The sequence below is a fragment of the Streptomyces sp. NBC_00209 genome (genome assembly GCF_045206345.1).
Classification (GTDB): domain Bacteria; phylum Actinomycetota; class Actinomycetes; order Streptomycetales; family Streptomycetaceae; genus Streptomyces.
Window position 1 is genome coordinate 4,631,844 of the sequence record NZ_CP108121.1, and the last position, 25,070, is coordinate 4,656,913.

The 25,070-nt window shown below is 73.4% G+C and carries 23 protein-coding genes and 2 tRNA genes; 9 read left to right on the top strand and 16 right to left on the bottom strand.

Features of this window, described 5'->3' with window-relative positions:
* Positions 1-54 precede the first annotated feature (54 nt).
* The 6 genes from OG867_RS21135 to ehuB all read right to left on the bottom strand — a co-directional run bounded on the left by OG867_RS21135 (position 55) and on the right by ehuB (position 4,273).
* Positions 55-128 (bottom strand) — tRNA-Lys (locus OG867_RS21135).
* Between the two features lie 62 nt (positions 129-190).
* Entirely contained in the window at positions 191-949 is a 759-nt protein-coding gene (locus OG867_RS21140) for an IclR family transcriptional regulator (RefSeq protein WP_026171865.1), read from the bottom strand.
* A gap of 185 nt (positions 950-1,134) precedes the next feature.
* Positions 1,135-1,986 (bottom strand): ectoine/hydroxyectoine ABC transporter ATP-binding protein EhuA, encoded by an 852-nt coding sequence (gene ehuA, locus OG867_RS21145; RefSeq protein WP_406287517.1) that lies wholly within the window; start codon positions 1,984-1,986, stop codon positions 1,135-1,137.
* Positions 1,976-2,620, bottom strand: coding sequence for an ectoine/hydroxyectoine ABC transporter permease subunit EhuD (ehuD, locus tag OG867_RS21150; protein WP_328900300.1), 645 nt, complete (start codon positions 2,618-2,620; stop codon positions 1,976-1,978). Before ehuD ends, ehuA begins: the two co-directional genes overlap by 11 nt.
* Positions 2,617-3,351: an ectoine/hydroxyectoine ABC transporter permease subunit EhuC gene (gene ehuC / locus OG867_RS21155; protein ID WP_406287520.1), complete on the bottom strand. Its 735-nt coding sequence runs from the start codon at positions 3,349-3,351 to the stop codon at positions 2,617-2,619. Before ehuC ends, ehuD begins: the two co-directional genes overlap by 4 nt.
* A 19-nt stretch (positions 3,352-3,370) precedes the next feature.
* Positions 3,371-4,273: an ectoine/hydroxyectoine ABC transporter substrate-binding protein EhuB gene (gene ehuB, locus OG867_RS21160; protein WP_328900298.1), complete on the bottom strand. Its 903-nt coding sequence runs from the start codon at positions 4,271-4,273 to the stop codon at positions 3,371-3,373.
* Positions 4,274-4,626: 353 nt separating this feature from the next.
* On the opposite strand from ehuB, the gene OG867_RS21165 reads away from it, so the two are divergent.
* Positions 4,627-5,409, top strand: coding sequence for a decarboxylase (locus OG867_RS21165; RefSeq protein ID WP_406287523.1), 783 nt, complete (start codon positions 4,627-4,629; stop codon positions 5,407-5,409).
* Positions 5,410-5,547: 138 nt separating this feature from the next.
* Positions 5,548-6,660 (top strand): LLM class flavin-dependent oxidoreductase, encoded by a 1,113-nt coding sequence (locus tag OG867_RS21170; RefSeq protein ID WP_406287525.1) that lies wholly within the window; start codon positions 5,548-5,550, stop codon positions 6,658-6,660.
* 3 nt (positions 6,661-6,663) lie between these two features.
* On the opposite strand, the gene OG867_RS21175 is transcribed toward OG867_RS21170, so the two are convergent.
* A complete protein-coding gene (locus tag OG867_RS21175; RefSeq protein WP_406287528.1) occupies positions 6,664-8,511 on the bottom strand; it encodes a putative bifunctional diguanylate cyclase/phosphodiesterase in 1,848 nt (615 codons plus the stop codon).
* A 455-nt stretch (positions 8,512-8,966) separates the two neighbouring features.
* Between OG867_RS21175 and OG867_RS21180 the strand changes: the two genes are divergently transcribed.
* The gene (locus tag OG867_RS21180) at positions 8,967-10,181 is read left to right on the top strand and encodes a M6 family metalloprotease domain-containing protein (protein WP_406291093.1); all 1,215 of its coding nucleotides are present in this window, start codon (positions 8,967-8,969) and stop codon (positions 10,179-10,181) included.
* 72 nt (positions 10,182-10,253) lie between these two features.
* Here the strand turns inward: OG867_RS21180 and OG867_RS21185 are convergent.
* The 7 genes from OG867_RS21185 to OG867_RS21215 form a co-directional block, all read right to left on the bottom strand.
* Positions 10,254-10,327 (bottom strand) — tRNA-Lys (locus OG867_RS21185).
* Positions 10,318-11,013 carry a bifunctional DNA primase/polymerase gene (locus OG867_RS21190; protein ID WP_328900294.1) on the bottom strand — a complete coding sequence of 232 codons (696 nt, stop codon included), beginning with the start codon at positions 11,011-11,013 and terminating at the stop codon, positions 10,318-10,320. The genes OG867_RS21185 and OG867_RS21190 overlap by 10 nt, the downstream gene beginning before the upstream one ends.
* Positions 11,014-11,172: 159 nt before the next feature.
* Positions 11,173-11,514: a hypothetical protein gene (locus OG867_RS21195; protein ID WP_328900293.1), complete on the bottom strand. Its 342-nt coding sequence runs from the start codon at positions 11,512-11,514 to the stop codon at positions 11,173-11,175.
* 118 nt (positions 11,515-11,632) lie between these two features.
* The gene (locus tag OG867_RS21200; protein WP_406287530.1) at positions 11,633-12,967 is read right to left on the bottom strand and encodes an AAA domain-containing protein; all 1,335 of its coding nucleotides are present in this window, start codon (positions 12,965-12,967) and stop codon (positions 11,633-11,635) included.
* Positions 12,964-14,592 carry a hypothetical protein gene (locus OG867_RS21205; protein WP_328900289.1) on the bottom strand — a complete coding sequence of 543 codons (1,629 nt, stop codon included), beginning with the start codon at positions 14,590-14,592 and terminating at the stop codon, positions 12,964-12,966. The genes OG867_RS21200 and OG867_RS21205 overlap by 4 nt, the downstream gene beginning before the upstream one ends.
* Positions 14,583-15,725 carry a hypothetical protein gene (locus OG867_RS21210; protein ID WP_406291095.1) on the bottom strand — a complete coding sequence of 381 codons (1,143 nt, stop codon included), beginning with the start codon at positions 15,723-15,725 and terminating at the stop codon, positions 14,583-14,585. Before OG867_RS21210 ends, OG867_RS21205 begins: the two co-directional genes overlap by 10 nt.
* On the bottom strand, positions 15,655-16,626 hold the full coding sequence (locus tag OG867_RS21215; protein ID WP_406291097.1) for a phosphatase PAP2 family protein: 972 nt from the start codon (positions 16,624-16,626) through the stop codon (positions 15,655-15,657). The genes OG867_RS21210 and OG867_RS21215 overlap by 71 nt, the downstream gene beginning before the upstream one ends.
* Before the next feature lie 216 nt (positions 16,627-16,842).
* Between OG867_RS21215 and OG867_RS21220 the strand changes: the two genes are divergently transcribed.
* Positions 16,843-17,439 (top strand): histidine phosphatase family protein, encoded by a 597-nt coding sequence (locus OG867_RS21220; protein ID WP_406287532.1) that lies wholly within the window; start codon positions 16,843-16,845, stop codon positions 17,437-17,439.
* Between the two features lie 216 nt (positions 17,440-17,655).
* On the opposite strand, the gene OG867_RS21225 is transcribed toward OG867_RS21220, so the two are convergent.
* The gene (locus OG867_RS21225) at positions 17,656-19,035 is read right to left on the bottom strand and encodes a tetratricopeptide repeat protein (RefSeq protein WP_406287534.1); all 1,380 of its coding nucleotides are present in this window, start codon (positions 19,033-19,035) and stop codon (positions 17,656-17,658) included.
* A 238-nt stretch (positions 19,036-19,273) separates the two neighbouring features.
* On the opposite strand from OG867_RS21225, the gene OG867_RS21230 reads away from it, so the two are divergent.
* Both OG867_RS21230 and OG867_RS21235 read left to right on the top strand, forming a co-directional pair.
* Positions 19,274-19,663 (top strand): hypothetical protein, encoded by a 390-nt coding sequence (locus OG867_RS21230; RefSeq protein ID WP_328904329.1) that lies wholly within the window; start codon positions 19,274-19,276, stop codon positions 19,661-19,663.
* Positions 19,664-19,759: 96 nt separating this feature from the next.
* Entirely contained in the window at positions 19,760-20,653 is an 894-nt protein-coding gene (locus OG867_RS21235; RefSeq protein ID WP_406287537.1) for a spermidine synthase, read from the top strand.
* A gap of 17 nt (positions 20,654-20,670) precedes the next feature.
* Here the strand turns inward: OG867_RS21235 and OG867_RS21240 are convergent, their stop codons facing one another.
* On the bottom strand, positions 20,671-21,210 hold the full coding sequence (locus OG867_RS21240) for a hypothetical protein (protein ID WP_406287539.1): 540 nt from the start codon (positions 21,208-21,210) through the stop codon (positions 20,671-20,673).
* A 68-nt stretch (positions 21,211-21,278) separates the two neighbouring features.
* On the opposite strand from OG867_RS21240, the gene OG867_RS21245 reads away from it, so the two are divergent.
* The 3 genes from OG867_RS21245 to OG867_RS21255 all read left to right on the top strand — a co-directional run bounded on the left by OG867_RS21245 (position 21,279) and on the right by OG867_RS21255 (position 24,984).
* Entirely contained in the window at positions 21,279-21,983 is a 705-nt protein-coding gene (locus OG867_RS21245) for a response regulator transcription factor (protein ID WP_406287541.1), read from the top strand.
* Positions 21,980-23,380 (top strand): ATP-binding protein, encoded by a 1,401-nt coding sequence (locus tag OG867_RS21250; protein WP_406287543.1) that lies wholly within the window; start codon positions 21,980-21,982, stop codon positions 23,378-23,380. The genes OG867_RS21245 and OG867_RS21250 overlap by 4 nt, the downstream gene beginning before the upstream one ends.
* Before the next feature lie 128 nt (positions 23,381-23,508).
* Positions 23,509-24,984 (top strand): cellulose binding domain-containing protein, encoded by a 1,476-nt coding sequence (locus OG867_RS21255; RefSeq protein ID WP_406287545.1) that lies wholly within the window; start codon positions 23,509-23,511, stop codon positions 24,982-24,984.
* Positions 24,985-25,070: the final 86 nt, after the last annotated feature.

A 25,070-nucleotide genomic window follows, 5' to 3' on the forward strand; every position in this document is an offset into this window, starting at 1 on the left:
CAAAACGCACGAGGCGGTCTCCGTGGATACGGAAACCGCCTCGTGCGTTGTCTGTGCGCCGCCAGGGACTCGAACCCCGGACCCGCTGATTAAGAGTCAGCTGCTCTAACCAACTGAGCTAGCGGCGCGTGGTGACGTGAAAATAATACCTGGTCCGGAGGGGTGCTGGTGACCAGCCGCCCCGCCGGACCTACAGGGCCAGCGACAGCAGCATCGGGGCCGCGCGCCGGTTCAGCGTGTCCGCCGCCGCGCGCAGCCGGTGCGCGTCCTTCACCGGCATCGACAGCGCCAGGCAGCCCGCCGACGACCCGGCGGTCAGCGGCACCGCCGCGCACACCGTGCCGACCGCGTACTCCTGGAGGTCGAGCACCGGGACCGTGGCCGGCTGGCTGTCCAGCTTGGAGAAGAGGACCTTCTCGCTGGTGATCGTCCGCGAGGTCAGCCGGGGCGTCTTGTGCCGGGCGATGTGGTCGCGCCGGCCGTTCTGGTCGAGCTGGGTCAGCAGGCACTTGCCGATCGCCGAGGCGTGCGCGGCCGACCTGAAGTCCACCCACTCGTTGACGGCCGGGGTGAGCGGGCTGTCCGCGTACTGCGTGACGCGGATCTCGCCGTCGACGTACCGGCTGATGTAGACCGCCGCGCCGACCGAGTCGCGGAGCTGGGCCAGGGTCTGCTGGAGCTTGGACTCCAGGGCCTGGCGGCGGGCCGCGCCCGAGCCGAGGAGCAGCAGCGAGGCGCCGATGACGTACGCCCCGTCGGTGATCTGTTCGACGTAGCCCTCGCGGCGCAGCGTCAGCAGCAGGGAGGTGAGGTGGCCGACGGGCAGCCCCGTCTCCCGGGAGAGCTGGGCCTCGGTGACCCCGCTGCCGTGCTTGGAGACCGTTTCGAGAACGCGAAGGGCGTACTGCACCGAGTGGAACGGCGCGGTCGGTTCGGGCTTCAACACCACGGCTTCCCCCTGCCAGTCGGGACCGGAGGCCGGTTCGCGGGCCCCCCTGCCTCGCCACCACGATAGCCGCCGACGGCCTGTTCGGGGCGGTGTGCGGCGGACTCGTGGGTGCGCCCCGGAGCTGTCAGCAGGGGCGCACCCGTATGGCATATGCCTCCGTCATGCGCGAGCGACGTATGCCGAGGTCACAGCACTGCGTTGAGGAATTCGCGCGTGCGTTCGTGCGAGGGATCGGAGAAGATTTTCTCCGGCGAACCGGACTCCACGACCCGTCCGGCGTCGAACATCAGCACCTTCTCCGAGACGTCCCGGGCGAAACTCATCTCGTGGGTCACGCAGAGCATCGTGATGTCGGTGTTCCTGGCGATGTCCGTCAGCAGCTCCAGCACCCCCGCCACCAGCTCCGGGTCCAGCGCGGAGGTCACCTCGTCCAGGAGCAGGATCTCCGGCTCCATCGCCAGCGCACGGGCGATCGCGACACGCTGCTGCTGCCCGCCGGACAGCTGCGAGGGGTGCGCGTCGACCTTGCCGGAGAGCCCGACCAGCTCCAGCAGCTCCCGGGCCCGGGCCTCCGCCTTGTCCCGGTCCATGCCGAGGACGTTGACGGGCGCCTCGGTGATGTTCTGGAGCACCTTCATGTTGGGGAAGAGGTTGAACTGCTGGAAGACCATGCCGATCCTCCGGCGGGCCGCCCGCAGGTGCTTCTCGGACGCCGGCTTCAGCGAGCCGTCCGGCGCCCGGACGTGCGTCAGCGGTTCGCCGTTGACCCAGATCACGCCGTCGCTGACCCGCTCCAGTGTCATCAGGAGGCGCAGGATCGTCGTCTTGCCCGAGCCACTGGGCCCGATCAGGGTGACGTGTTCGCCGCGCTCGACGGTGAAGTCCAGCTCGTCCAGGACCGTGTGGTCCCCGTAGCGCTTGACGACCTTGTCGAAGCGGACGAGCGGGGGGCCGCCGTCCTTGGAGGCGTCGACGGGCGCGACGGCCTCGGAGGCCGTGGCCGCGTTCTTCTGCAGGGGGAGGGGTTCAGTGGCCAAGGCGCTTCTCCAGCTTCCTCATCAGGAGTGACGTGGGGTAGCTCGCGACCAGGAAGATCAGGCCGGCGAGCGTGAACACCTCGGTGAACACGAAGTGCTTGGTGCCGTAGTCGCGTGCCTCGAAGAGCATCTCGTGCACGGTGATCACGGCGAGGAAGGGTGTTTCCTTGAACATCGAGATCGCGTAGTTGCCCAGCGCGGGCACCACGTTGCGCACGGCCTGCGGCAGGATCACGGTCTGCCAGGTCCGCCGGGGCGTCAGCGACAGCGCCCGGCACGCCTCCCACTGCCCCTTCGGCACGGCGTCGATGCCGGCGCGGTACACCTCGGAGGTGTACGTGGCGTAGTGGACGCCCAGCACCACGATGCCGATCGTCAGCGGCTCCACGGACGTGAACAGGGCTGCGGCGCCCACCAGTTGCACGATCAGCGGGGTGGAGCGGATGAACTCCATCACCGTCCTCACCGGCACGGTCACCAGCCGGCTCGGGGCCCGCCCGGCGACCGCGATGGCCAGCCCGAGCACCGCGGCGACCAGGGTGCCGAACACCGTGGCCAGCAGGGTCACCCAGAACCCGTTGAGGACCTGGGGGAACGCGTCGCCGACGGCGCCCCAGTCGAAGTCGTTGTTCACCGGGCACCTCCGGCCTGGGCGGCGGACACGGCGCTACGGCTCTTCAGCAGGCTCTTCCCGCCCGCGGCCAGACCGAGCCGCCGCTTGGCGGACCGCTCCAGCAGGTTCATGAGCAGGGTCAGGGCGTAGGCCAGGACGAAGTAGCAGACCAGCAGCGTCGCGTACGCGGTGAGGGTCTCGCCCGTACGGCTGCGGAGCTTCTCGACGGCGGTCATCAGGTCCGCCGCCGAGATCAGCCACAGCAGCGGGGTCGCCTTCAGCAGCTGGATCAGCAGGTTGGTGAACGACGGGATCATCTGCACCCACGCCTGCGGCAGGATCACCTTGCGCATCCGGTGCAGCGGCGACATGTTCAGCGCGAGCGCCGCCTCGTACTGCCCGCGCGGTACGGAGTTGACCGCGCCGCGCACCACTTCGGCGCCGTACGCCCCGTAGTTGAGGCCGAATGCCATCACCCCGCAGACCAGCGGCGTCAGTTCGTACCCGGTCAGCTGCGGCATCGCGTAGTACAGCCAGAACAGCTGGACGTACAGCGAGGTGCCGCGGAAGAACTCCACGACCACGCGGGAGACCCCGCGCGACAGCATGAGCCGGCTGAGCGACAACAGGCCGAGGACGAAGGACAGGACCAGCGCCACCAGGGCGCCGAACACCGTGGCCTCCAGGGTCACCCACAGGCCGGACCGCAGCTGCGGCAGATCGTCGGCGAAGGCCGAGAAGAAATCATTCATGCGGTGGGTACCGTCCCTGTCAGCCCTTGCACAGATCGGCCGTCTTCAGCGTGGCCGGCGGCAGTTCGGTCGCCCCGAAGCCGTAGTCGCGCAGCAGCTCCACATAGCGGGACTTGTCGGCGACGATCTTCTTCAGCTCGCGGTTGAACGCGTCGCGCAGCTCCTCGTTGCCCTTGCGGAAGACCGCGCCGCCGGGGCTGTACTGCTTCGCGCCGTCCAGCTCGGGCAGGAACGCCTCGGTCACCTCGGTGCCCTCGTTGGTCTTGGCGAGCCAGCGCAGCGAGATGCCGGTCAGCAGGAACGCGTCGACCCGGCCGCCCTTGACCGCGTCCGCGCCGTCCTGCGGCTTCTGGAGGGTCTTGATCTTGCCCTCGGGGATGCCGGCGCCCTTGGCGTACGAACCCTCGACCGCGCCCGCCATCACGCCGAGGGTGATCCCGGCCTCCTTCGCGGAGGCGAGGTCGGTGACCTTCTTGGGGTTGCCCTTCTTCACCATCAGCGCGGTCGGCGAGATGAACTCCGGCTCCGAGAAGAGGGCGTTGGCGCAGCGGTCCGGGGTGATCGCCATGCCGGCGCTGACCACGTCGTACTTGCCGGCCTGGAGCCCGGGGATCAGGCCGTCCCACTCGGACAGGGTGGGCTTCAGTTCGTCCACGCCCAGCGCCTTGAAGATCTCGCGGTGCAACGTGGGCGCCTCGCCCTTGAGTTCCTTGCCCTCCATGTAGCCGTACGGGGCCTCGTCGGCGTAGGCGACCCGTACGAAACCCTGCTTGCGGAGCTTTTCCAGCGCGCCTTCGCCGTCGGCGGAGCCCTCACCGGTCTTGCTGCACGCGGCGAGGAGGCCGGGGACGACGAGCAGACCGCCCACCGCTGCCGATCGGTTGAGGAATCCCCGGCGGGACAGGTTCGGGAAGTCAGCCATGGTTCGCAATCTCCTGAAGCAGTCGAACAGTCCGGACAGGCTTGGCGCCTGCCCGATCCGGGGCTTCTATTCAGGAAGAGGGCGCATGTAATCGAACGGTGGCCGGAGGGTGACCTTCCCGTGTCCGCGGGCAGGCCGGAAGGCAGGGTATGTGCGGGATGTCCCGTACCCCGGCTCCGTACCGCGACGGGTGCCCGGCCGGCCGCCGTTCATGCGCGCCTCCGCCGCCCGGGGCGATATCCGGGCCGGATGGCGGAATACTGGAACAGGAGCGGGGAAACCGGTCAGTGCCGCCGCGAACCCGCGCGGCACAGACGCAGGCGCAGAGCAGCAGGCGCAGAGAAAGGGTGGACATGACGACCGTCGGATTCCTCTACCCGGGCCACTTCGCCGAGGACGACTATCCGCGCATGGAGATCCTCCTCGACAGCACCATCAGACTCGTCGTCCGCCACACCGAGAGCCCGGACGCCGCCTACCGCGAGGAGGCGCTGAGCGCCCTGGGCACGCCCGGCCGCCTCGCCGCGGGTATCGAGGAGCTGCAGCGCTCCGGCGTCCAGTCCATCGTCTGGGCCTGCGACGGCGGCAGCTTCCTGTACGGGTGGCAGGGCGCCCACGACCAGGCCGCGGCCCTCGCCCGGGCGGCGGGCGTACCCGCGTCCAGCACCTCGATCGGCTTCGTCCACGCGGTCCGGAAGCTGGGCGCCGCGCGCGTCGCGGTCGCCGCGACCTACCCGGAAGCGGTCGCCGAGCGGTTCGCCGCGTTCCTCCGGGAGACCGGCACGGAGGTGGCCGGTGTCCACGCGGCGGGCGTCACCGAAGCCGCCGAGGCCGCCGCCTGGAGCGCGGAGCAGGTGCTCGACCTGGCCAGGGCGGCCGACCGCCCCGAGGCCGAGGCCGTCCTGATCCCCGACACGGCCCTGCACACCGTCTCCCACCTCCCCGAGCTGGAGGAGGCACTGGGCAAGCCCGTCCTCACCGCGAGCCAGGTGGCGGCCCGGGAGGCCCTGCGCCTGGCCGACCGCCCCGCCTGGGCCCCGAGGCTCGGCGCGCTCTTCGCCCACCGCGAGCAGCCGCCGGCCCCGGTGAGCCGGGGGAACGGACGGGCGTACGCGCACGGGAAGAAGAGCTTGTAGGGCGCGCCCGGAACGGAGGCCGGAGCGGAGGCCGGAACGAGGGGCTGGAACAAGGCGCCCGGAATAAACGGAGCCCTCCTCCTGTTCGTGCTCTCCGGACAGACGAGCACCGACGCGCACCACCGGAGAGGCCAGAACGTGGACGAGATTCGAGGCGACGAGATCCAGGGCGACGAGATCCGCGGCACGGCCCGGGGCACCGCCCCCGTGCCGCTGTCCGTGCTGGACCTGGTCACCGTCGGCCAGGGCCGCACGGCGAGCCAGGCCCTGCGCACCGGCGTGGAGATCGCCCAGCTCGCCGAGCGCCGGGGCTTCCACCGCTACTGGGTCGCCGAGCACCACTCGATGCCCGGCGTCGCCTCCTCGTCCCCGGCCGTCATCCTGGCCCACACCGCCGCCCGCACCGAGCGCATCCGCCTCGGCTCGGGCGGCGTCATGCTGCCCAACCACGCCCCGCTGGTCATCGCCGAGCAGTTCGGCACCCTGGAGGCGATGGCTCCCGGCCGCGTCGACCTCGGCCTCGGCCGCGCCCCCGGCACGGACGGCGCCACGGCGGCGGCGCTGCGGCGCACGGAACGGCTCAACGAAGGTGCGGATGACTTTCCGCAGCAGCTGATGGAGCTGACCCGGTTCCTGGACGACGACTTCCCCGACGGACACCCCTACGCCCGCATCCACGCGGTCCCCGGACCCGTCCAGGCCACCGCCGAGGGCGGCGTCCAGTCCCCGGCGCGCCCGCCCGTCTGGCTGCTCGGCTCCTCCGGCTTCAGCGCCCGGCTCGCCGGGGTGCTCGGGCTGCCGTTCGCCTTCGCGCACCACTTCTCGGCCCAGAACACCGTCCCGGCCCTGGAGCTGTACCGCGACTCCTTCAAGCCGTCCACGGTGCTCGACGCCCCGTACGCCCTGATCGGCGTCGCCGCGCTGGCCGCCGACGACGAGCGCGAGGCCCGGCGCCAGGTGCTGACCGGCGCGCTTTCGATGCTCCGGCTGCGGTCCGGGCGGCCCGGTCTCGTACCGACGCCCGAGGAGGCGGAGGCGTACGCCTTCTCGCCGATGGAGCGCGAGTTCGTGGACAACTGGCTGGTCAACATCGTGCACGGCACCGCCGACGAGGTCCGCTCCGGCCTGGACGCCCTGGCCAAGCGCACCGGCGCCGACGAGCTGATGATCACCGCCAACGCCCACGGCGGCGAGGCCCGGCTGCGCAGCTACGACCTGATCGCCGACGCGTACGGCCTGCCCCACGCGTAGGCGTTACGCCCCCGGGGCGCGGGCCCCGATCAGTTCGGCGATGCGCTCCGGGGGCACCGCCCGGGAGTAGAGCCAGCCCTGTCCGGTGTCGCAGCCGATCCGGCGCAGCCGCTCCGCCTGGCCCGCCGTCTCCACGCACTCCGCGGTGACGGTCAGGCCCAGCCGGTGGGCCAGCTCGACCATGGCCTCCACGATCGTCTCGTCGGCGGGGCTGGGATGCGTGCCGTCCTCGTAACGGAAACCGCGCACGAACGCGCCGTCCAGCTTGAGCACGGACACCGGGAGGCGGCTCAGGTAGGCGAGGTTCGAGTAGCCGGTGCCGAAGTCGTCGATGGCGATGCGCACGCCCATGTCGCTGAGCGCCTGCAGGGCCCGCAGCGGGCGGCCCGCCGAACCCATCACCGCGGACTCGGTCAGCTCCAGCTGGAGCAGCGCCGGGTCGAGCCCGGTCTCCGCCAGGATCTCCGCGACATCGGTGACCAGGTCGGAGTCCCAGACCTGGCGCACCGCGACATTGACGCTGATGAACAGCGGCGGCTGCGCCGGGTGGTCCAGCTGCCAGCGCCTCGCCTGGCGGCAGGCGGCGCGCAGCACCCAGCGGCCGAGCTGCACGATCGAGCCGTCCTCCTCGGCGATCGCGACGAACCGATTCGGCGCGAGCATGCCGAACTGCGGGTGGTTCCAGCGCACCAGCGCCTCGACCCCGCGCACCACCCCGTCGGCCAGGCCGACCAGCGGCTGGTACTCGATGGTGAACTCGCCGCGCTCCACGGCCGGGCGGAGCGTGGACGACAGCGCCTGGCGGGTCATCCGGTGGGCGTTGCGCTCCGGGTCGAACAGGGTCCAGCGGGCCTTGCCGTCCGCCTTCGCCCAGTACAGCGTGGTGTCGGCGGCCTGCATGAGCCCGGTGGCCGACGTGCCCGCGACGGGCCGCTCCACCACCCCGATCGACGCCGACACCGAGAGCCGCTGCCCGCCCAGGTCGAACGGCTGCTGAAGGGCGCCCAGCACCGTGCGCGCGAGGCCGGTCAGCTGCTCGGTGCCGGTGGACTCCTCGACCAGCACCGCGAACTCGTCGCCGCCGAGCCGGGCCACCAGCGGGGCACCGGACGGGTACGCCCCCTCCTGCCCGGCGCAGTCCGTGAGCCGGGCGGCGACGGCCGCGAGGAGCCGGTCGCCGACGCGGTGCCCCAGGGTGTCGTTGACCGCCTTGAAGCCGTCCAGGTCCAGATAGCAGAGCCCGACGCGGGACCCGGAGCCGTCCTCGTGGGGCGGGGTGCGCAGGGCCGCCGACAGCCGCTCGAAGAACAGCGCCCGGTTGGGCAGCCGGGTCACCGGGTCGTGCATCTGGAGGTGGCGCAGCCGGTTCTGGAGCTCGCGCCGGTCGCTGACGTCCGCGACGGAGAGCAGCACCTGAGCGGGCGCGTCGTCACGGTGCGCCTGCCGGGCGTCGGGCAGCGGTACGACGGTGATCTCGGCCCACAGCGAGCGCCCGTCGGGGTGCTTGAGGCGCCGGGTGCAGCGGAAGCGGGAGCGCCGGCCGTGCAGCACCTCGCGGTACGCGTGCCAGGCGCGGGCGTCCGCCGCGAGGTCGACCAGATCGGCCGCCGACTGCGCGGTGAGCGCCGCCGCCCCGGTGCCCGCCAGCGCGCCGAGCGCCTCGTTGGCGGTGACGATCAGGCCCTCGTGGTCGACCACGGCCATCGGCAGGGTCGCGGCACGGAACGCGGCCCGGTAGTCGTGCGCCTCGGTGGCGGACGCGCCGGGCGGCCACACTTCGTGACTCTGCGTGAGGACGGGTCGCTGTGCGGAGGGCGCCTCGGGCCCCGGCCCTTCGGAGGTTGCGCTCACCGTTCGCTCCGCCCTGCAGTTCTGTCCCGGACACCTCTGGCCGGACTGGCCCGCCGCGTGGAGTGCCGTCGTCAGAGGCGGAAACCGCGCAGGAAAGCGAGGTGAAGCATAGAGGGCGCGCCCCGGGCCGATCCAGCGCCCCGGCCCTCGGGCGCCCCGCCCACGACTCGCACGGCCCATGCGGACGCCGATCCGGTTTGTCCCCGACTGATTGATTCTGCGCACCTCTGTCCTCACGCGTTGCGCAAGTGATCGATTGTGACTTTCTGTGAAGGAAGTCGGCGGAGCGGTGATCGACACGGCTGGGGGAGTCCAGCGTGACGAAACGGCCATAACCCCACAAGGTGGACGGGAGGGTTCCAGGGTCCGCGCCCCGCGCCGGAGTCGTCCGCGGCCCTAGGTGTCCGCTCCCCGTTCCGGAGGTAGATGTGCCGCGTCAGACCGGGCCCTCAGAGGTGGAGCGGCCCAGCCCGCGCGCGCTGGCCGCCGGGCTGGTCTCGCTGCTGGCGCTCGTCGCCACCTCCCTCGTCGCCGGGCCCGCGGCCGCCGCCACCGGGGACGCCACCCCCTGCGCGCTGCCCCGCACCCCCGCGCACCACTCCCTCGGCGTCGACCGCTGGAACGGCGCCTACCCGCGCCCCGACCACGCCCTCGACGCGGTGATGGTCTTCCTCTCGTTCCCCGACGCCAAGCCGGCCACCACCCCCGCCGAGCTCACCGCCGACTACTTCCCGGCCACCACGCAGTTCTTCCAGCGGGCCTCGTACGGGAAGTTCACGCTGCGCCCGCACCCGCAGCGGGAGTGGATCCGGATGCCGAAGCCCTCGACCTGGTACGGCATACAGCGCGACTGGGCCAGTGACCGGCGGAGCGCCTATCTGCGCGACGCGATCCGCGTGGCCGACCAGCGCATCGACTTCTCGCGGTACGACCTCGTCTACCTCGTCGCGGACCCGGACGCCCCCGGCGTCGACTCGGACGCCACCAAGGTCGTCAACTTCGACCGGCCGCTGCACGCCGACGGTACGGACATCAGGCGCGTCGTCACCGTCTTCGAGCAGCACCCGCCGGACCACAACGTCCTCGCCCACGAGACCGGCCACGTCTTCGACCTGCCCGACCTCTACCACCGGCCCACCGACGGCAAGGGCGACTGGGACACCTACGTCGGCGACTGGGACGTCATGGGCAGCCAGTTCGGCCTGGCGCCGGACCTCTTCGGCTGGCACAAGTGGAAGCTGGGCTGGCTGGACGACCGGCAGGTGGTCTGCGTCCAGAGCGACCGCGTCGTCACCCTCGAACCGATGGCCGACGTGCCCGTGCCCGGCGCCTCGCTCGGCACCCGGCTCGCGGTGATCAGGACCGGCGAGGGCAGCGCGGTGGCCGTCGAGGCGCGCGCCTCCACCGGCAACGACCTCTCGACCTGCGCCGAGGGCGTCCTGCTCTACCGGGTGCGCAACGAGACCCCGTCCGGCGGTGGCCCGGTCGAGGTGCTCGACACGCATCCGGACAGCGACGCCTGCTGGGAGCGCTCCGTCTACCCGCCGCTCGCGGACGCGCCGCTGCGCGTCGGCGAGACGTACTCCGTGCCGGGCGCGCACGCCACGGTCGAGGTCGCGGACCGGACGCCCTCGGGCGCGTACACGGTCCGCATCACCACGGGCACCTGACCGGGCCCGCTGCCGGACCGGCTCTGGGAAACGAAGAAGCCCCCCGCTTCCGCGAGGGGCTTCTTCCGTCTGTGCGCCGCCAGGGACTCGAACCCCGGACCCGCTGATTAAGAGTCAGCTGCTCTAACCAACTGAGCTAGCGGCGCCTGCTGACGTCGTAGACCTTAGCACCCGGATCGGTGAGAGGAAAAATCGAAATACGGGGCGTCGGAGCGGGCGCCGACCGGGCCACCCGGACGCACGCCCACAGCAGTACGTCCGGCCCCGGCAGCCACGGGGTCCGGGTGTCCGGGGCCACCAGCCAGCGGGGCCCCGTGTACTTCTCGTCGCAGGTCAGGGGCGGGACCGTCACCGCGTCGCCGGTGCCGTGACAGAGCAGCGGGGGCACCTTCGTACCGCCGCCGTTCCGGCTCTGCGGGCCGCCGCCCCACTCCTCCCAGTCCAGCAGCGACGGCAGCCGCTGGGCCGTGCCCGGGGCCGCGAAGAGCAGCATCCGGCCCCGGTGCGCGGCGACCGGACCCGAGCCCGGACCGTCCGCCCACAGGTGCTCCAGCATCCGGCGCCCGAACAGCGTCGGTACGTTCACCACGTCGAACGCCGTGCCGCACGGCAGGACCCCGGGCGCCGCCGGGCGCGACTCCCACTGGGCCAGGGCACTGCGCGGGTACGCCGTCGCCCCGGCCAGCCACGCGGCACCGGCCGCCGTGACCTGGGCCGTCTGGTTCCGCGCGGGCTCGCGCAGGGCCGAGAACAGATCGGCCTCGTGGTCGGCGCGGAGGCAGGGTCCGTCGCCGTGGTGCAGGGTCGTTTCGTCGGGCAGCCATGCGGTCATGTGCACAGGTCTACCCGGAGTGATCAACCGGATTCCGAGAGTTGCCGGAAATCGGGACAGGAGAACCGCACAAGGAGTATGGTTCGCCCGGGCATATGCCGGAGGGTGGTACCCGCGGCCCGTACCCGGGACCTTTCGCCCGGGTCAGGCGGTCAGGTCCTAGGGCTGCGGCGTGTTCAGCAGGGTGCGGCCGAACTCGACCATCTTCTTCGCGTAGTCCTCGGTCCACTCCGCGCGCTGCGCGATGTCCGCCGTGGTGAGCCGGTCGAACCGGCGCGGGTCGGCCAGCTGGGCCGCCGCTATCGCCTGGAACTCGACCGCGCGGTCGGTCGCGGCGCGGAAGGCGAGGGCCAGCTCCGTCGCCCGGCCCAGCAGCTCCTTCGGATCGTCCATCGACTCCAGGTCGAAGAAGTGCTCCGGGTCCGCGACGGCGGCCGCCGGCTCGAAGAGCAGGGGTGCGGGGCGCAGCCGCCGCTGCTCGCCTTGCTCGGGTTGTGCCATGTGCTCTTCCTCCTCAGGCGGCCCGGACGGCCACCCTCCATTGTCCTGACGGGCGCAAGGGCGCATGGCCTGTCCGGCGGCCAGGGCGTGCGCCGGCCCGGGCGCGCCCCCGGCGCACTCAACAACTCCAGCGCACCCGGTGTTCCGCCAGATGCGCCAGCACCGCGTGGTTCGCCTCCCAGCCGTCCGGGAACTTCACCGTGACGCCCAACTGGACCGGCTCCGTCGACGGATGCTCGTCCAGCAGATCCGCGACGCCCTCCCGGCAGACCACGACGCACGCGTGCCGGTGCCGGGACGCCAGCACGCACAGGCGGCCCGTCTCCAGGTGGAACGCGGTGGCGTCCGGCCGCCCCGACAGCGGGTGCAGCACCACCGTCACGTCGAACTCGCGGCCCTGGAGCCGGTTCGCCGTGTCCACCGCGACCCCCGTCACGCCCAGCTCCGCGAGCGCCGCGCGCACCGCCGCCGCCTGGTCGCGGTGGGCCGTGCCGACCGCCACCCGGTCCGCCGTCACCGGGGCCGCGTCGGGCGACCGCTCGCTGGTGGCCGCGCCGCCCCGGTCCAGCAGCCGGCGCACCACCAGGGCGACCGCCCGCACCGCCTCCGGGTCGGTGCGCGGGGTGTGCCGGGCCGGCAGTTCGAGGAGTCCCCAGCCGGACTCCGCCGCCTCGTCCAGCACCCGGTCGGCCGCCGACCCGTCCGACGCCACCCCGAAGGACAGCCGCCGGTCCCCGTGATCCGTGCCGCTGCGGAACGGGGTGTACGGGTAGAACGCGTCCGACACCAGGGGCGCGGCCGACGCCGGGAGCCGCCAGGAGACCGGCAGCCGGTGCTGCGGCAACTCCGGATTGTGCGCGAGCAGGGTGCTCACCGCACTGGCCGAGGGGTCGTAGCTCAGCCCCGCCCACTGGTCCGCGCCGACGATCGAGAACGGGTCCAGCTGGCCCGGATCGCCCACGAACAGCGCCCGCTCGAAGAGCCCCGCCACGGCGAGCAGGGCGTCCGAGCGCATCTGGTACGCCTCGTCCACGATCGCGTGCCCCCACGGCTCCACGTTCTTCACATGGGCCCACTTCGCGGCCGTCGAGATCACCACGTCGAGCCCGGCCAGATCCGCCGCCTTCGCCGACTTGCGTACGTTGGCCAGGCCGTCGAGCACCTTGTCGTACGGATCGGAGTCGCTGCTGTGCAGCCGGCCCACCGGCAGTTCGGGGTCCTTCTCCGCGAGCCGCACCACCAGATCGTCCACCTGCGCGTTCGTCTGGGCGACCACCATCAGCGGGCGGCCCGCCGCGGCCAGCTCCAGCGCCGCGCGCACCACCAGCGTCGACTTGCCGGCGCCCGGCGGGGAGTCCACCACGATGCCCCGGGCCGTGCCGTTCAGCGTGTCGTCCAGAATCTTCGCGGTGGCCAGGCCCGCCGCCGCGCCCGGGTCGAATACGGCCGTCACAGCAGGTCCTCCGGGGTCACGGGATCGGGCAGCTCGGACGCTTCCAGGCCGCCCGGCGGACCGCCGTGGGTCCACGGGGTCTCCTCGGCGTCCGGCAACTGCGGCCCGCCGCGCTGGTCGTGCTCGAACAAGGTCCAGGCGATCCGGTCGCCCGGCTCCGGGACCGACCCCGGGGCCGGCTCCTTGCCGCGCCCCATCCGGTCCGTGATCCGCAGCACCAGCGACAGCGCGCCGCCCTCGCCGTCCGTCGGATCCGGCTCGTCCGCCGGGCCGTACGCCACGCACTCGGCGGTCTGCGGTTTGCCGTCCAGCGAGCGGTAGACCTTCACTCCGGCGCCCAGCTGCGGCCGCTCCTCGGTGCGGACCGTGACCAGCGGGCGCGGCGAGGGCCGCTTCGACTCGCTGTACGCCATCTCCACCGCGCTCACCTCGGCGATGAACGCCTCCCCGGCGAGCCGCCGGCCCGCCAGGACGAGCGGGTCGTCCAGCGCCTCCTGCGCCTCCAGCTGCGCCTGGGCCGTCTCCCGGGCGGCCAGCTTGCGGGCGGCCGTCACCGCGTCGTCCCGGCGCGGCTGGGGCGGCTCACCGGAGCGCACCCGGTCGCGATGGGCGGTGAACGACCAGCGGTCCCGGGTCCAGCGGTCCTCGGTCCGGGACCCCTCGGGCAGCTCCCGCAGCAGGTCGAGACCCCGCCACACCGCGTCCCAGGTCGGCAGCAGCACCCCGGCGAGCAGCGCCCTGATCTCGCGCTCGGCCCCGGTCAGCTCGGCCAGCCGCGCATCGGCGGCGAGCCCGTCCTCGGCCGCCGCGAACGAGGCGCGCGCCCGGTCGTACTTCTCGATCGCCGGGGCCAGCAGCCGGTTGTCGAAGTCCGGGTCGGTGGCCGGGCCGGCCGGCGGGCACAGCAGCTGCCCCGCCGCGTCCCGGGCCAGCTCGGCCCGGAGCGCCGCCTCCGCCCCGGACTCCCCGGCCGGCGGGTCGATCCAGGCGAGCAGCGCCCCCAGGTGCTGGTCCTCCAGATGCGACTGGCCGGTCGCCCAGTGCCGGTTCAGGAGGTCCGTGCAGGCCGGCAGCAGGGACGAGCCGGGGACCCGGGCCCGCTCCCCGTAATGCGTCAGCCAGCGCCCGAGGAGCGGGACCCGGGCGGGCGCCGGATACGGCGTGTCCGGGTCGTCCTCGGCGGTGCGCCGGAAGCGCATCGAGCGGCCGAGCAGCCGGACGAACTCGATGCCCGCCCGGCTCGGGACGACGAGCTGCGCCGCGTCCACGCACAGCTCCGTCTCGACCTTGACCCGCTTCCCGGTCGCCGGATCGGTCTCGTTGCGCTCGGCGGGCTCGATGACGTCCGCGTACGCCTCGATGTGCGGCAGGACCGCCTCGGCCAGCTCGGCGAGGAACGCGAACCGCAGGTCCCGGTCGCGCGGCTGGGCGACGACCAGCAGCCGGGGCGCCTCCCGGTCCGTGCCGACGAGCGCGCCGAGCGGGGCGCCCGCCTCGCCCGCCGTGGTCAGCGGCACCAGGACGAGCGGCCGCTCCGTCAGCCGGCGGTGGCGCACGGTGGCCGTCGGCCGCGCCCGGCCGCTCTCCACGGCCTCCAGCCGGGCCAGTGTGTTGATCAGCGACATGCGGCCCGCCCCTCCAGCGCCTCGGCGCGCAACGCCGCCGCGCGGCGCAGGGCGGCGACCGCCGGATCGGCCGGGTCGCCCTCCTTGCCCGCGGCGGCCGCCAGCACCCCGGCGACCGTCGTCAGGCCGCCCAGCTCGCCCCGCACCCCACGGCCCAGCGCCTCCACGGCGCCCTCGGACCGCGCCCGGGCCCGGCAGTGGAAGGCCAGCTCGCAGGCGGACAGGCACTCCGGCGCGTAGGCCGCGGCGACCGACTCGACCGCCGACTCCAGGTCCTCGGGGGAGCGCTCCGGGTCGAACGAGGCGCCCTCGGGGAGGGCCGCCGCGATCTCCTCGACGCGGGTGAGCCGGGTCAGCTGGCGACGGGTGACGGCGCGCTGCTTGCGTACGTCCACCACGGAGGCGGCCGGCAGGTTCGAGAAGTCCTTCGGGCACACCAGCAGCACCCGGTGCCCCACCCGTGCCCCGTCCGTGACCCCCGCGACCCGCTCAAGAGCCAGCACGTACACCGCGGACTGGCGGGCCGCCGCGCCCACCTTCGCGGCGTCCGCCGAGCCGTCGATCATGGGGAACGACTTGATCTCGACCACCGTCCAGGTGCCGTCCGGATGCACCACGACCGCGTCCGGCTCCAGATAGGCCGGGGAGCCCGCCACCTCCAGGGCCAGCATCGGGTGGTCGAGCAGCGCCCAGCCGCCGGCCTCCGTCGCCTCCCGCAGCGCCAGCGCGGTCCTGGCCGCGCGGCCCTCGGGCCCGGCGGCGGCCAGATCGGGCGTCGCGACCTCGCGCGGCGGTTCACCGGAGCCGCCGAGCCGCTCGTGCAGCAGGCGCATCAGCTCCGTACCGCCGTCGGCCTTGACCCGGGCCTCGAAGGCGTTGCCCCGCATGAAGGCGAACTGGGACTGGCCGAACGGGGCCGGTGAGCCCAGCGCGGAGGCGAGCGCGCCCTTGTCGACCCCGGCGCCGTCCAGCAGGGCGCGGCGCTTGCAGCCCGGGTTGGCGGCGAGGGCCGCGAGCGCGCGGGCGTCCAGCGGGCGCGGGGCGACCGCCGGGCCTCTCAGCTCAGCGAGTCGCCGCCGCAGGGTCCCCGTCGGGGGCGCGTCCGGACCGGTCGGCGCCGTCGGCCCGGGCAGGCGGGCCGGCCGCTGCTGCCGCGTCGGTTGGTTCTGCGGAGGAGGTCCGCTGGCCGGGGATTCGCTCACCCGCCGAAGTCTTGCACCCGGCACTGACATCCGGGGACCCCGTCGTCGCGGAACCCCGCGAGAAGCGGGGCAGGACCGCCGCCCTGACCCGGTCGGCGAGGCGCGTCACGGGCCGGGCGAGCAGCGCCCCGACGCCCATCACGGCGCAGCCGGCGACCGCGTCGAGCAGGTAGTGGTTGGCGGTGCCCATCACGACGAACGTGGTGATCAGCGGGTACGCGATGCCCGCGGCGCGCAGCGCGGGGTGCTTGGCGTGGCGCCACAGCAGGATGCCGCACCACAGCGCCCACCCCACGTGCAGGCTGGGCATCGCCGCGTACTGGTTGGTCATCCCGCCCATGCCGCGCGGCGCGCTCGCCTCCGTACCCCACCAGCCGTACGAGCTGTACTGCGCCATCGTGTCCACGAAGCCGTGCTGCGCGTCCAGCAGCCTCGGCGGGCACGTCGGCATCAGCGTGAAGCCGATCAGACCGAGCATCGTGGAGGTCATCAGCCAGGTGCGGGCCCTGCGGTACGCGGCCGAGTGGCGGCGGAACATCCAGATCAGGACGGCCGGGGTGACCACGTAGTGCAGGGAGGCGTACGCGAAGTCGGACGGGATGCCTATGGAGGGGTGCGCCGTGAAGAGGCGGTTGAGCGGGTGCTCCGCGTTCAGGAACAGCGCCTTCTCCAGGCGCAGGAGGCTCAGACCGTGGTCGACAGCCGTGGACACGTCACCGCGTACGAGGAGGCGGCCGCCGGAGTACGCCGCGTACACCAGGGCCAGGAGCGGCAGCTCGGTCCACCAGCGGGGCCGGTGGCGCGGAGCGGGCGCGGTGGTGGCGTGCGGCATCCGGAACTTCTCCATCACGTATTCATGCGGCCGACTGCGGGCGTTCAACCGTACGGTGCGCGTCGGGCGCGTGTCCCCCTGGGGTGTGGTCGGCACCCCTCAGCTGCTGCGATTCATCTGTGGTCAGTGGGACGCCGCCGCGGGCCGCCGGGTTGCCTCATGGGCGGATACGGGATGATGGGAACAAGGTCTTGGCTTTTCAGGGAGAACCCTCTTATGGCACCGCGCATCCTGCTCGCCCGGCACGGGCAGACGGAATGGTCCCTCAACGGCAGGCACACCGGCAGGACGGACATTCCGCTGCTCGACGCCGGACGCGAGGGGGCCAAGCTGCTCGGCGAGCGGCTGCACCGGGGGCCGTGGACGGACCTCCATGACCTGGAGGTCCGCACCAGCCCGCTCGTCCGGGCCGCCGAGACCTGCGCGCTCGCGGGCTTCGGCGACCGCGCCGAGCGGTGGGACGCGCTGATGGAGTGGAACTACGGGGCGTACGAGGGCATGACGCCGGCCGAGATCAAGGCGGGCCGTCCGGACTGGTTCATCTGGCGCGACGGGGTGCCCGAGGGCGAGAGCACCGCCGAGGTGTCGGCCCGGGCCGACGAGATCGTGGAGTGGGCGCGGTCCGCCGACCGGGACGTCCTGGTCTTCGCCCACGGCCACATCCTGCGGGCGCTCGGCGCGCGCTGGCTGGGCGAGGACATCGCCTTCGGCGCGCGCATCTGGCTGGCGCCGACGTCGCTGTCCGTCCTGGGCTGGGCGTACGGCGCCCCGGCGATCCAGAAATGGAACGACACGGGGCACCTTGAGCGGTGAGCAATGGGGTTCAGCCCGTCCGGGGCGCCTGACGGATCCCGTCAGCCGGTGAAACCCAGCCCGTCCGGCGCGCCCGACGGATCCGGTGAGCCGGTGAAACCCAGCCCGTCCGGCGTTTGAGGACGGAACCGTTGCGCACGGGGGCGGTGCCTGTCCTGGGTCCTTGGCCCGAGGGCCGGGCGGCTGCGCCCCGGACCGGGGCAGAGGGTTCCGTCCTCAAGCGCCGGACGGGCTGGGGTGGGCCGGGCAGGCGGGCACACTTTTGTAGCGGTCCAGGAGGTCGCGTACCGCGGAAGTCGCCCCCGTCCGGGGCCCCAGGGCCCCCACCGTGTCGTGGAGTATGGCGCGGATGCGGGAGGACCGGACCTCGTCCAGGAGGTCCAGGACCGCGTGGCCGGCCGCGGCCGCCTCCTCGGGGCGGCCCCCGCGGGCCAGGTCCCAGGTGAGCTCCGCGCGGTACAGCGCGAGGTTCCGGGTGAAGTGGGGATCCTGGAGCCGGACCGCCAGGTCCGCGTGGCGCGCCGCCCGCGCCCAGTCACCGAGCGCCGCCCAGCACTGGGCCTCCAGCATCTCCAGCTCCGCCTCGCGGAAGAAGCTCATCCACTCCGGGTCCGCCCCCGAGGGCCCCCGCGCGAACGCGGAGTGCGCCCGGCCGAGCGCCCGCTCGCAGCCCGTACGGTCCCCGAGCCCCGCGCGGCCCCCCGCCTCCCGGAGCGCGAGCAGCGCCCGCAGCCGGGGCGAGCCCAGCGGCTCGGCGGCCCGCTGACCGGCCTCCGCCGCGCGCACCGCCTCGCGCGGCCGCCCCGTGTCGCGGGCCAGGAACGACACATTGCAGAACGCGTGCGCCTCCAGCGCCGGATCACCGGCCACCCGCGCGGTGGCCAGCGCCTCCGCGTAGTGCGAGCGGGCGTCCTCGAAGCGGCCCGAGTCATGGGCCAGCCAGCCCACGGAGATGGCCAGTTCACCGGCGCCGGAGTGCAGCCGGTCCGCCGTGGAGCGCCGGTTCACGGTCCCCGCGTCGAGCAGCGCGTACGCCGCCCGCAGGGGCTGCGAGGCGCGCCGGTAGAGCCAGTCGCCGCCGTGCCGGTCGTCCAGCACCCGGATCTGCCGCACCGCCCGCTCGACGGCGCTCACCTCCGTATCGCCGACCCGGCGTTGCAGGGGCAGGGCGGCGGCCGGGCCGCCGAGGCCCAGGCCCAGGGAGACGGCCGCCACCGTGGTGGTGCCGCTCGTCATGAACACGCGACGCAGCACGTCGCTCTCCTCGTCGTCGCCGCCGGGCTCCGGCGGCGGGGCAGTCGGGGGCGGGGCGTCCGCCGCGGACCTGGCCCCCCGCCCGCGTACCGAAGCGCGGGGCGAGAAGCCCAGGTCCTCCAGGGTCGTCCCGGGGAACATGTGCAGGAAGACCCGCTCGTACGCGTAGTTGGGACAGCGGATCTCGCCGGACTCCACGCGCCCGATGTACCGGGCGTCGCACGCGACCTGCTCGCCGATCTCGCGAGCGGACCTGCGGACCGCGGCAGCGAACTCCCCGGCGGAGCGCGGGCCGCGCAGCCGCCGGAAGGCGAGGTTGGGAACTGCCCGTGTCGACACCATGGCATGGCCCTCTCGGTGCGAGCCGGGCGACGTTTCCGGTGTCCCGGCGGAGCAAGAACGTACCCGCTGTGACAGGTCGCACACGAAGCGTTTCCGGATGAACCGGGCATCTCGGCCGCGATCCGCCATGAACTGCCACCCTTTGCGGCGGTGTCGCACCGTAGCCCTTGACGCCGTCGGCGCGTTGGTCCCTGTGGAGACGGAATACGGCTCCGGCGATGAGAGGAGAGGTCCCTTGTTGCACATCGATCTGCCGAACGGCGGCGCGGCGGCCGCCGACGAACCCTGCGATCTGGTGACCGTGCCCGCACGGCAGGGCCTGGAGGCCGTGGACATCCTGCGCCGGGGCGCGGCGCGGGACGTCGTGGGCCCGGTCATCCACGACGGCACCTGCGACACCCTCGGCTTCCTGGTGCCGCCGGGCACCGCACAGGGCTGGGACGTACCGGGCAGCGCCTGTACGCGGACCGACGGCCGGGGGCTGCGCATCCCCGCCGAGCCGCCGGTCTCCGGCAGCGGCTGGCTGCTGCCGCCCGCCGAGGACACCCCGGTCACCGACCCGGCCGTGCTGCGCGTCGCGCTCGACCAGGCGGCCCGGCTGATCGAGGCCGCCGACAACTGCCGGTGAGCCGGGCGCGCCCCTCGCACCGATAATGGCCGGACGGCGGGCCGCGCGGATCGGCTCGTCCCGGACATGGTGAGCAGTGGGCAGGGGCGAGAAGCAGTGGCACGTCGAGGAGCGGCCGGCGGCGGCGACCGCAAGGGACGGGCGGGCCGAGGAGCCCCGGAGCACAACGTCTCCGAGCCCGTGGACGGCGGTCTCGCCGAGCTCGTGCCCGACCGGGAGCGCCGGCGTGCCTGGACGCTGACGATCGACGGGGCCCCGCAGTCGCATGTCGACCTGGACGACCCCACGTACCTCTCCTTCGCATACCAGCGCCGCATCGGCCACATCGCCGACCTCGTCGCGCCCGCCGGGCAGCCGCTGCACGTGGTGCACCTGGGCGGCGGGGCGTTCACACTCGCCCGGTACATCGCCGCCACCCGTCCCCGGTCCACCCAGCAGGTCATCGAGATCGACGCGGCCCTCGTGCAGCTGGTCCGCCGCGAACTGCCGCTGGACCCGCAGGCCAGGATCCGGGTCAGGTCCACCGACGCCCGCGCGGGGCTCGGGAAGATCCAGGACGGCTGGGCCGACCTCGTCATCGCGGACGTCTTCAGCGGCGCCCGCACCCCGGCGCACCTGACCAGCACCGAATTCCTCGCCGAGGTGCGCAGGGTCCTGAAGCCCGGCGGGAGTTACGTCGCCAACCTCGCGGACGGGCCGCCGCTGGCCCATCTGCGCGCCCAGATCGCCACCGCCGCCACGGTCTTCCCCGAACTCGCGCTCGCCGCCGACCCCACGGTGTGGCGGGGCCGCCGCTTCGGCAACGCCGTCCTGCTCGCCTCCGACACGGCGCCGGATCTCGCCCAGCTCACCCGCCGCGTCGCCACCGACCCGCACCCCGGGCGCGTCGAACACGGCCGCGCCCTCGCGGACTTCACCGGCGGCGCGGCCCCGGTGCACGACGCGGACGCCCGCCCGTCACCACCGCCGCCCCCGGACGCGTTCCGCTGACTTCTTTCTCGTACGGGCTACGAGTTGACGATGTCCACCTGGGGCGCGTGGTCGTTCCAGGTGCAGAAGACGGAGACCGTCGTGCCGTCGTCCCGGGCGAAGTTGACCCGTATCCACGTCGTGTTGGACCACACCCGCATCGACCAGCCCGGTTCCGGGGTCGCCGACACCAGCTCCGCCGATGTGGCCCCGATCTCGAAGACGACCCGGCCGCCGTCGGTCGCGTAACTCCGCGCCTTCCCGGCCGCCGCGGTCGTCCCGGACGCCGGGCGGGGGGTGTTGGGCGCCGGAGTGCGTGACGGGGACGGCTTACGGGAAGACGGCGCGGTCGGCTTCGGGGTGGTGGCCCGGGGTTCGGGGGACGGTGAGGGCGAGAGGGCGGGGCGGTGCGTCGAGGACGTCAGGCTCTCCGTGGTCGGCGCCGCGACCGGCACCGCGCGCGGCGGGTCGTACACCGTGCCCGCGAGCACGGAGTGCACACCCCACCACGAGACCGTGACCGCCGCGCCGGTGGCGAGCGACCACGCCAGCGCGTGTACCAGACCTCGTTGCATCATCAACATCCTGCACCACGAAACGGGTGGACATGACACCCGGGCAGACCGGATGGCGTACGGTGCCGCCCATGCCCAGTGTGCTCGTGGTCGAGGACGACCAGTTTGTACGTTCCGCCCTCATCCGGCACCTGACGGAGGCCGGTCACACCGTACGGAGCGTCGGCACCGCGCTCGAAGCCTTGCGCGAAGTCGCCCACTTCCGTTTCGACGTGGTCATTCTCGATCTCGGGCTGCCCGATCTCGACGGATCCGAGGCCCTGAAGATGCTGCGCGGCATCACCGACGTGCCCGTCATCATCGCGACCGCCCGGGACGACGAGAGCGAGATCGTCCGGCTCCTCAACGACGGCGCCGACGACTACCTCACCAAGCCGTTCTCCGTGGAGCACCTGTCGGCCCGGATGGCCGCCGTCCTCCGCCGGGCCCGGGCCACCGGCGGCGAGGCGCCGCCCCCGCGCGTCATCCAGGTCGGCGGGCTCTGCGTCGACCCGCTGCGCCGCCGGGCCGAACTCGACGGCTCCGCGCTCGACCTCACCCGCCGCGAGTTCGACCTGCTGGCCTTCCTGGCCGGGCGCCCCGGCGTCGTCGTGCCCCGCCGGGAACTCCTCGCCGAGGTCTGGCAGCAGTCCTACGGCGACGACCAGACCATCGACGTCCACCTCTCCTGGCTCCGCCGCAAGCTGGGCGAGACCGCGGCCCGGCCGCGCTATCTGCACACCCTGCGCGGCGTCGGCGTGAAGCTCCAGCCCCCGGCGCCGGAGCAGCCGGCATGAGATGGGCGCTGGTCAAGGTCTGCCTGGCCGTCACCGCCATGGTGGTCATCGCCTTCGCCGTGCCCCTGGGTCTCGTCGTCAAGGAGATGGCCCGCGACCGCGCGTTCTCCGACGCCGAACGGCAGGCCGCGACGATCGGCCCGACCCTCTCCATCACCACGGACCGCACCCAGCTCGAAAAGGCCATCCTCACCACCGAACCGGGCGCCGCCGGGCGGATGGCCGTCCACATCCCGGCCTCCGGCGAGCCCGACGGCATCGCGGTCGACATCGGCAAGGGCCGCGCCACCCGCGAGGAGCTGGAGGCCGTACGTGTCTCGGGGCGCGCCACGATCACCGGGGTCACCGGAGGCTCCGTGCTGCTCCAGCCGACCGCGGTGGGGCCCAGGGACATCGCGGTGGTCGAGGTGTTCGTGCCCGAGGCCGCCGTGTCCCACGGGGTCACCACCGCCTGGCTGATGCTGGCCGCCGTCGGCGTCGCGCTCATCGTCGGCTCGGTCGCCGTGGCCGACCGCCTCGGCATCCGCATGGTCGAGCCCGCCCGCCGCCTCGCGGGCGCCGCCCACGACCTGGGGGAGGGGCGGCTCGGCACCCGCGTCCCCGAGGAGGGCCCGGACGAACTGCGCTCCGCCGCCGTCGCGTTCAACTCCATGGCCGACCAGGTCGTCCAGCTCCTCGCCAACGAACGCGAACTGGCCGCCGACCTCTCGCACCGGCTGCGCACCCCGCTCACCGTCCTCCGGCTGAACGCCGCGTCGCTCGGCGAGGGCCCCGCGGCCGAACAGACCCGGGCGGCCGTCGAACAGCTGGAGCGCGAGGTCGACACGATCATCCGGACCGCCCGCGAGCAGCGCCCCCAGACCCAGCCGGGCGGCCCGGGCGCGGGTTGCGACGCCTCCGAGGTGATCCGCGAGCGCATGGCCTTCTGGTCCGCCCTGGCCGAGGACGAGGGCCGCGAGGTGCGCCTCGCCGGGGTGGACCGGACGGTACGCATCCCGGTCGGCCGGCCCGAACTGGCGGCCGCGCTCGACGCGTTGCTCGGCAACGTCTTCCGGCACACCCCGGAGGGCACCGCCCTCGCGGTCGACGTGCACCACAGCGGTGACGCGGTGATCGTGCTGGTCTCGGACGCGGGGGGCGGGATCGCCGACCCGAAGGCGGCCCTGGCGCGCGGCGGGGCCCGGGACGCGGTGGGCTCGACCGGGCTCGGGCTCGACATCGTGCGCCGGGTCGCCGAGTCCACCGGCGGTGACGTGCGCATCGGCCGCTCGGTGCTGGGCGGCACGGAGGTCCGGGTCTGGATCGGGCTCGACGGACAGCGTCCGCAGGGCGGCGGACGGGGCCACCGGGTGGGCCGCCGGCGCCGTCACCGGAGTCTGGGACGCGTCAACCTTTAGCGCGGCCGATGCGCTCCTTAAGGCAGTCCTAAGAACCTCAACCCCGGCCCGAATCGCCCCATTCGCCCGATCCGCAGCCGCTAGCGTGCTCCCGCATCCCCACTTCCGTACGACGAGGCAGGAACGCGATGGGCACCAGTACGCACCGGCGCACGATGGGCACCAGGACCAAGGTGATCGGCTCGGTCGTCGCCGCGGCGGTGATCGGCGGGACGGTGTTCGCCCTCACCGGGACGGCGCAGGCATCGGCGGTCGGCGCCGCGTACACCCGTACCAGCGGCTGGACCGGCGGCTACACCGGGCAGTACGTCGTCACCAACGACACCGGCTCGGCGAAGACCGACTGGACGCTGGAGTTCGACCTCCCCGCGGGCACGAAGCTCAGCTCGCTGTGGAACGGCGAACACACCGTCAGCGGCGACCACGTCACCGTCCGCCCCGCGAGCTGGAACAAGCAGCTGGCCGCCGGGCAGTCCGTCACCGTCGGCTTCGTCACCGCCGCCGACGGCACGGCAGCCGACCCCACCGGCTGCCTGATCGACGGCGCCACGTGCTCCGTCGACCCCGGCGCCACCCCCGAACCCAGCGGCCGCCCCACCGAGTCCGCGACGCCGACCCCCACGGCCACCCCCACCGAGAAGCCCACCGAAACGGCGACCCCGACGCCGACCCCCACCCCCACGAAGACCGACGACGGCGGCTCCACCGCGAGCGGCGCCCGCTTCGCCCCGTACGTGGACACCTCGCTCTACCCCGCGTACGACCTGGTGGACACCGCGAACAAGACCGGCGTCAAGCAGTTCAACCTCGCCTTCATCACCTCCGGCGGCAGCTGCGCCCCACTCTGGGGCGGGGTCACCGGCCTCGGTGACGACCACGTCGCCTCCCAGATCGGCGCCCTGCGCGCGGCCGGCGGCGACGTCCGGGTCTCCTTCGGCGGGGCCTCGGGATCCGAACTGGCCCTGCGCTGCACCTCGGCCGCCGACCTCGCCGCCGCGTACGGCAAGGTGGTCGACACGTACAAGCTGACCAAGGTCGACTTCGACATCGAGGGCGGCGCGCTTCCCGACACCGCCGCCAACACCCGCCGCGCGCAGGCCATCGCGCAGCTCCAGAAGGCGCACCCCGGCCTGGACGTGTCCTTCACGCTGCCCGTGATGCCCGAGGGCCTGACCCAGCCCGGCGTCGACCTGATCGCGGACGCGAAGAAGAACGGCGTGGACGTCGGCGCCGTCAACATCATGGCGATGGACTACGGCGCCTCCTACAGCGGCGACATGGGCACCTACGCCATCCAGGCCGCCACCGCCACGCAGGCCCAGATCAAGGGCGTGCTCGGGCTCTCCGACGCCGAGGCGTGGAAGGCCGTCGCCGTCACCCCGATGATCGGCGTGAACGACGTCAGCACCGAGGTCTTCAAGGTCGAGGACGCCACCCAGCTCGTCGCCTTCGCGAAGGAGAAGGGCCTCGCCTGGCTCGCGATGTGGTCGGGCACCCGCGACAAGGAGTGCGCGGGCGGCGCCAAGCCCACCGCGGACGCCTCGTGCAGCTCGATCGCCCAGGAACCGCTGGCCTTCACCAAGGCGTTCGGCGCGTACCAGTAGGACCAGCACCCAGGACCACACCCCCTCCGCGCACCCCGGCCCGGCCCCCCTTCCCCCCACCCCGGCCGGGGTGCGCGCCCCACTGC

Bases quoted from the DNA above. Each gene is read 5' to 3' on its own strand.
- ehuC (WP_406287520.1), bottom strand. From the start codon at position 3,351: ATGAATGATTTCTTCTCGGCCTTCGCCGACGATCTGCCGCAGCTGCGG.
- ehuB (WP_328900298.1), bottom strand. From the start codon at position 4,273: ATGGCTGACTTCCCGAACCTGTCCCGCCGGGGATTCCTCAACCGATCG.
- OG867_RS21165 (WP_406287523.1), top strand. From the start codon at position 4,627: ATGACGACCGTCGGATTCCTCTACCCGGGCCACTTCGCCGAGGACGAC.
- OG867_RS21190 (WP_328900294.1), bottom strand. From the start codon at position 11,013: ATGACCGCATGGCTGCCCGACGAAACGACCCTGCACCACGGCGACGGA.
- OG867_RS21195 (WP_328900293.1), bottom strand. From the start codon at position 11,514: ATGGCACAACCCGAGCAAGGCGAGCAGCGGCGGCTGCGCCCCGCACCC.
- OG867_RS21205 (WP_328900289.1), bottom strand. From the start codon at position 14,592: ATGTCGCTGATCAACACACTGGCCCGGCTGGAGGCCGTGGAGAGCGGC.
- OG867_RS21215 (WP_406291097.1), bottom strand. From the start codon at position 16,626: ATGCCGCACGCCACCACCGCGCCCGCTCCGCGCCACCGGCCCCGCTGG.
- OG867_RS21220 (WP_406287532.1), top strand. From the start codon at position 16,843: ATGGCACCGCGCATCCTGCTCGCCCGGCACGGGCAGACGGAATGGTCC.
- OG867_RS21225 (WP_406287534.1), bottom strand. From the start codon at position 19,035: ATGGTGTCGACACGGGCAGTTCCCAACCTCGCCTTCCGGCGGCTGCGC.
- OG867_RS21240 (WP_406287539.1), bottom strand. From the start codon at position 21,210: ATGATGCAACGAGGTCTGGTACACGCGCTGGCGTGGTCGCTCGCCACC.
- OG867_RS21245 (WP_406287541.1), top strand. From the start codon at position 21,279: ATGCCCAGTGTGCTCGTGGTCGAGGACGACCAGTTTGTACGTTCCGCC.
- OG867_RS21250 (WP_406287543.1), top strand. From the start codon at position 21,980: ATGAGATGGGCGCTGGTCAAGGTCTGCCTGGCCGTCACCGCCATGGTG.
- OG867_RS21255 (WP_406287545.1), top strand. From the start codon at position 23,509: ATGGGCACCAGTACGCACCGGCGCACGATGGGCACCAGGACCAAGGTG.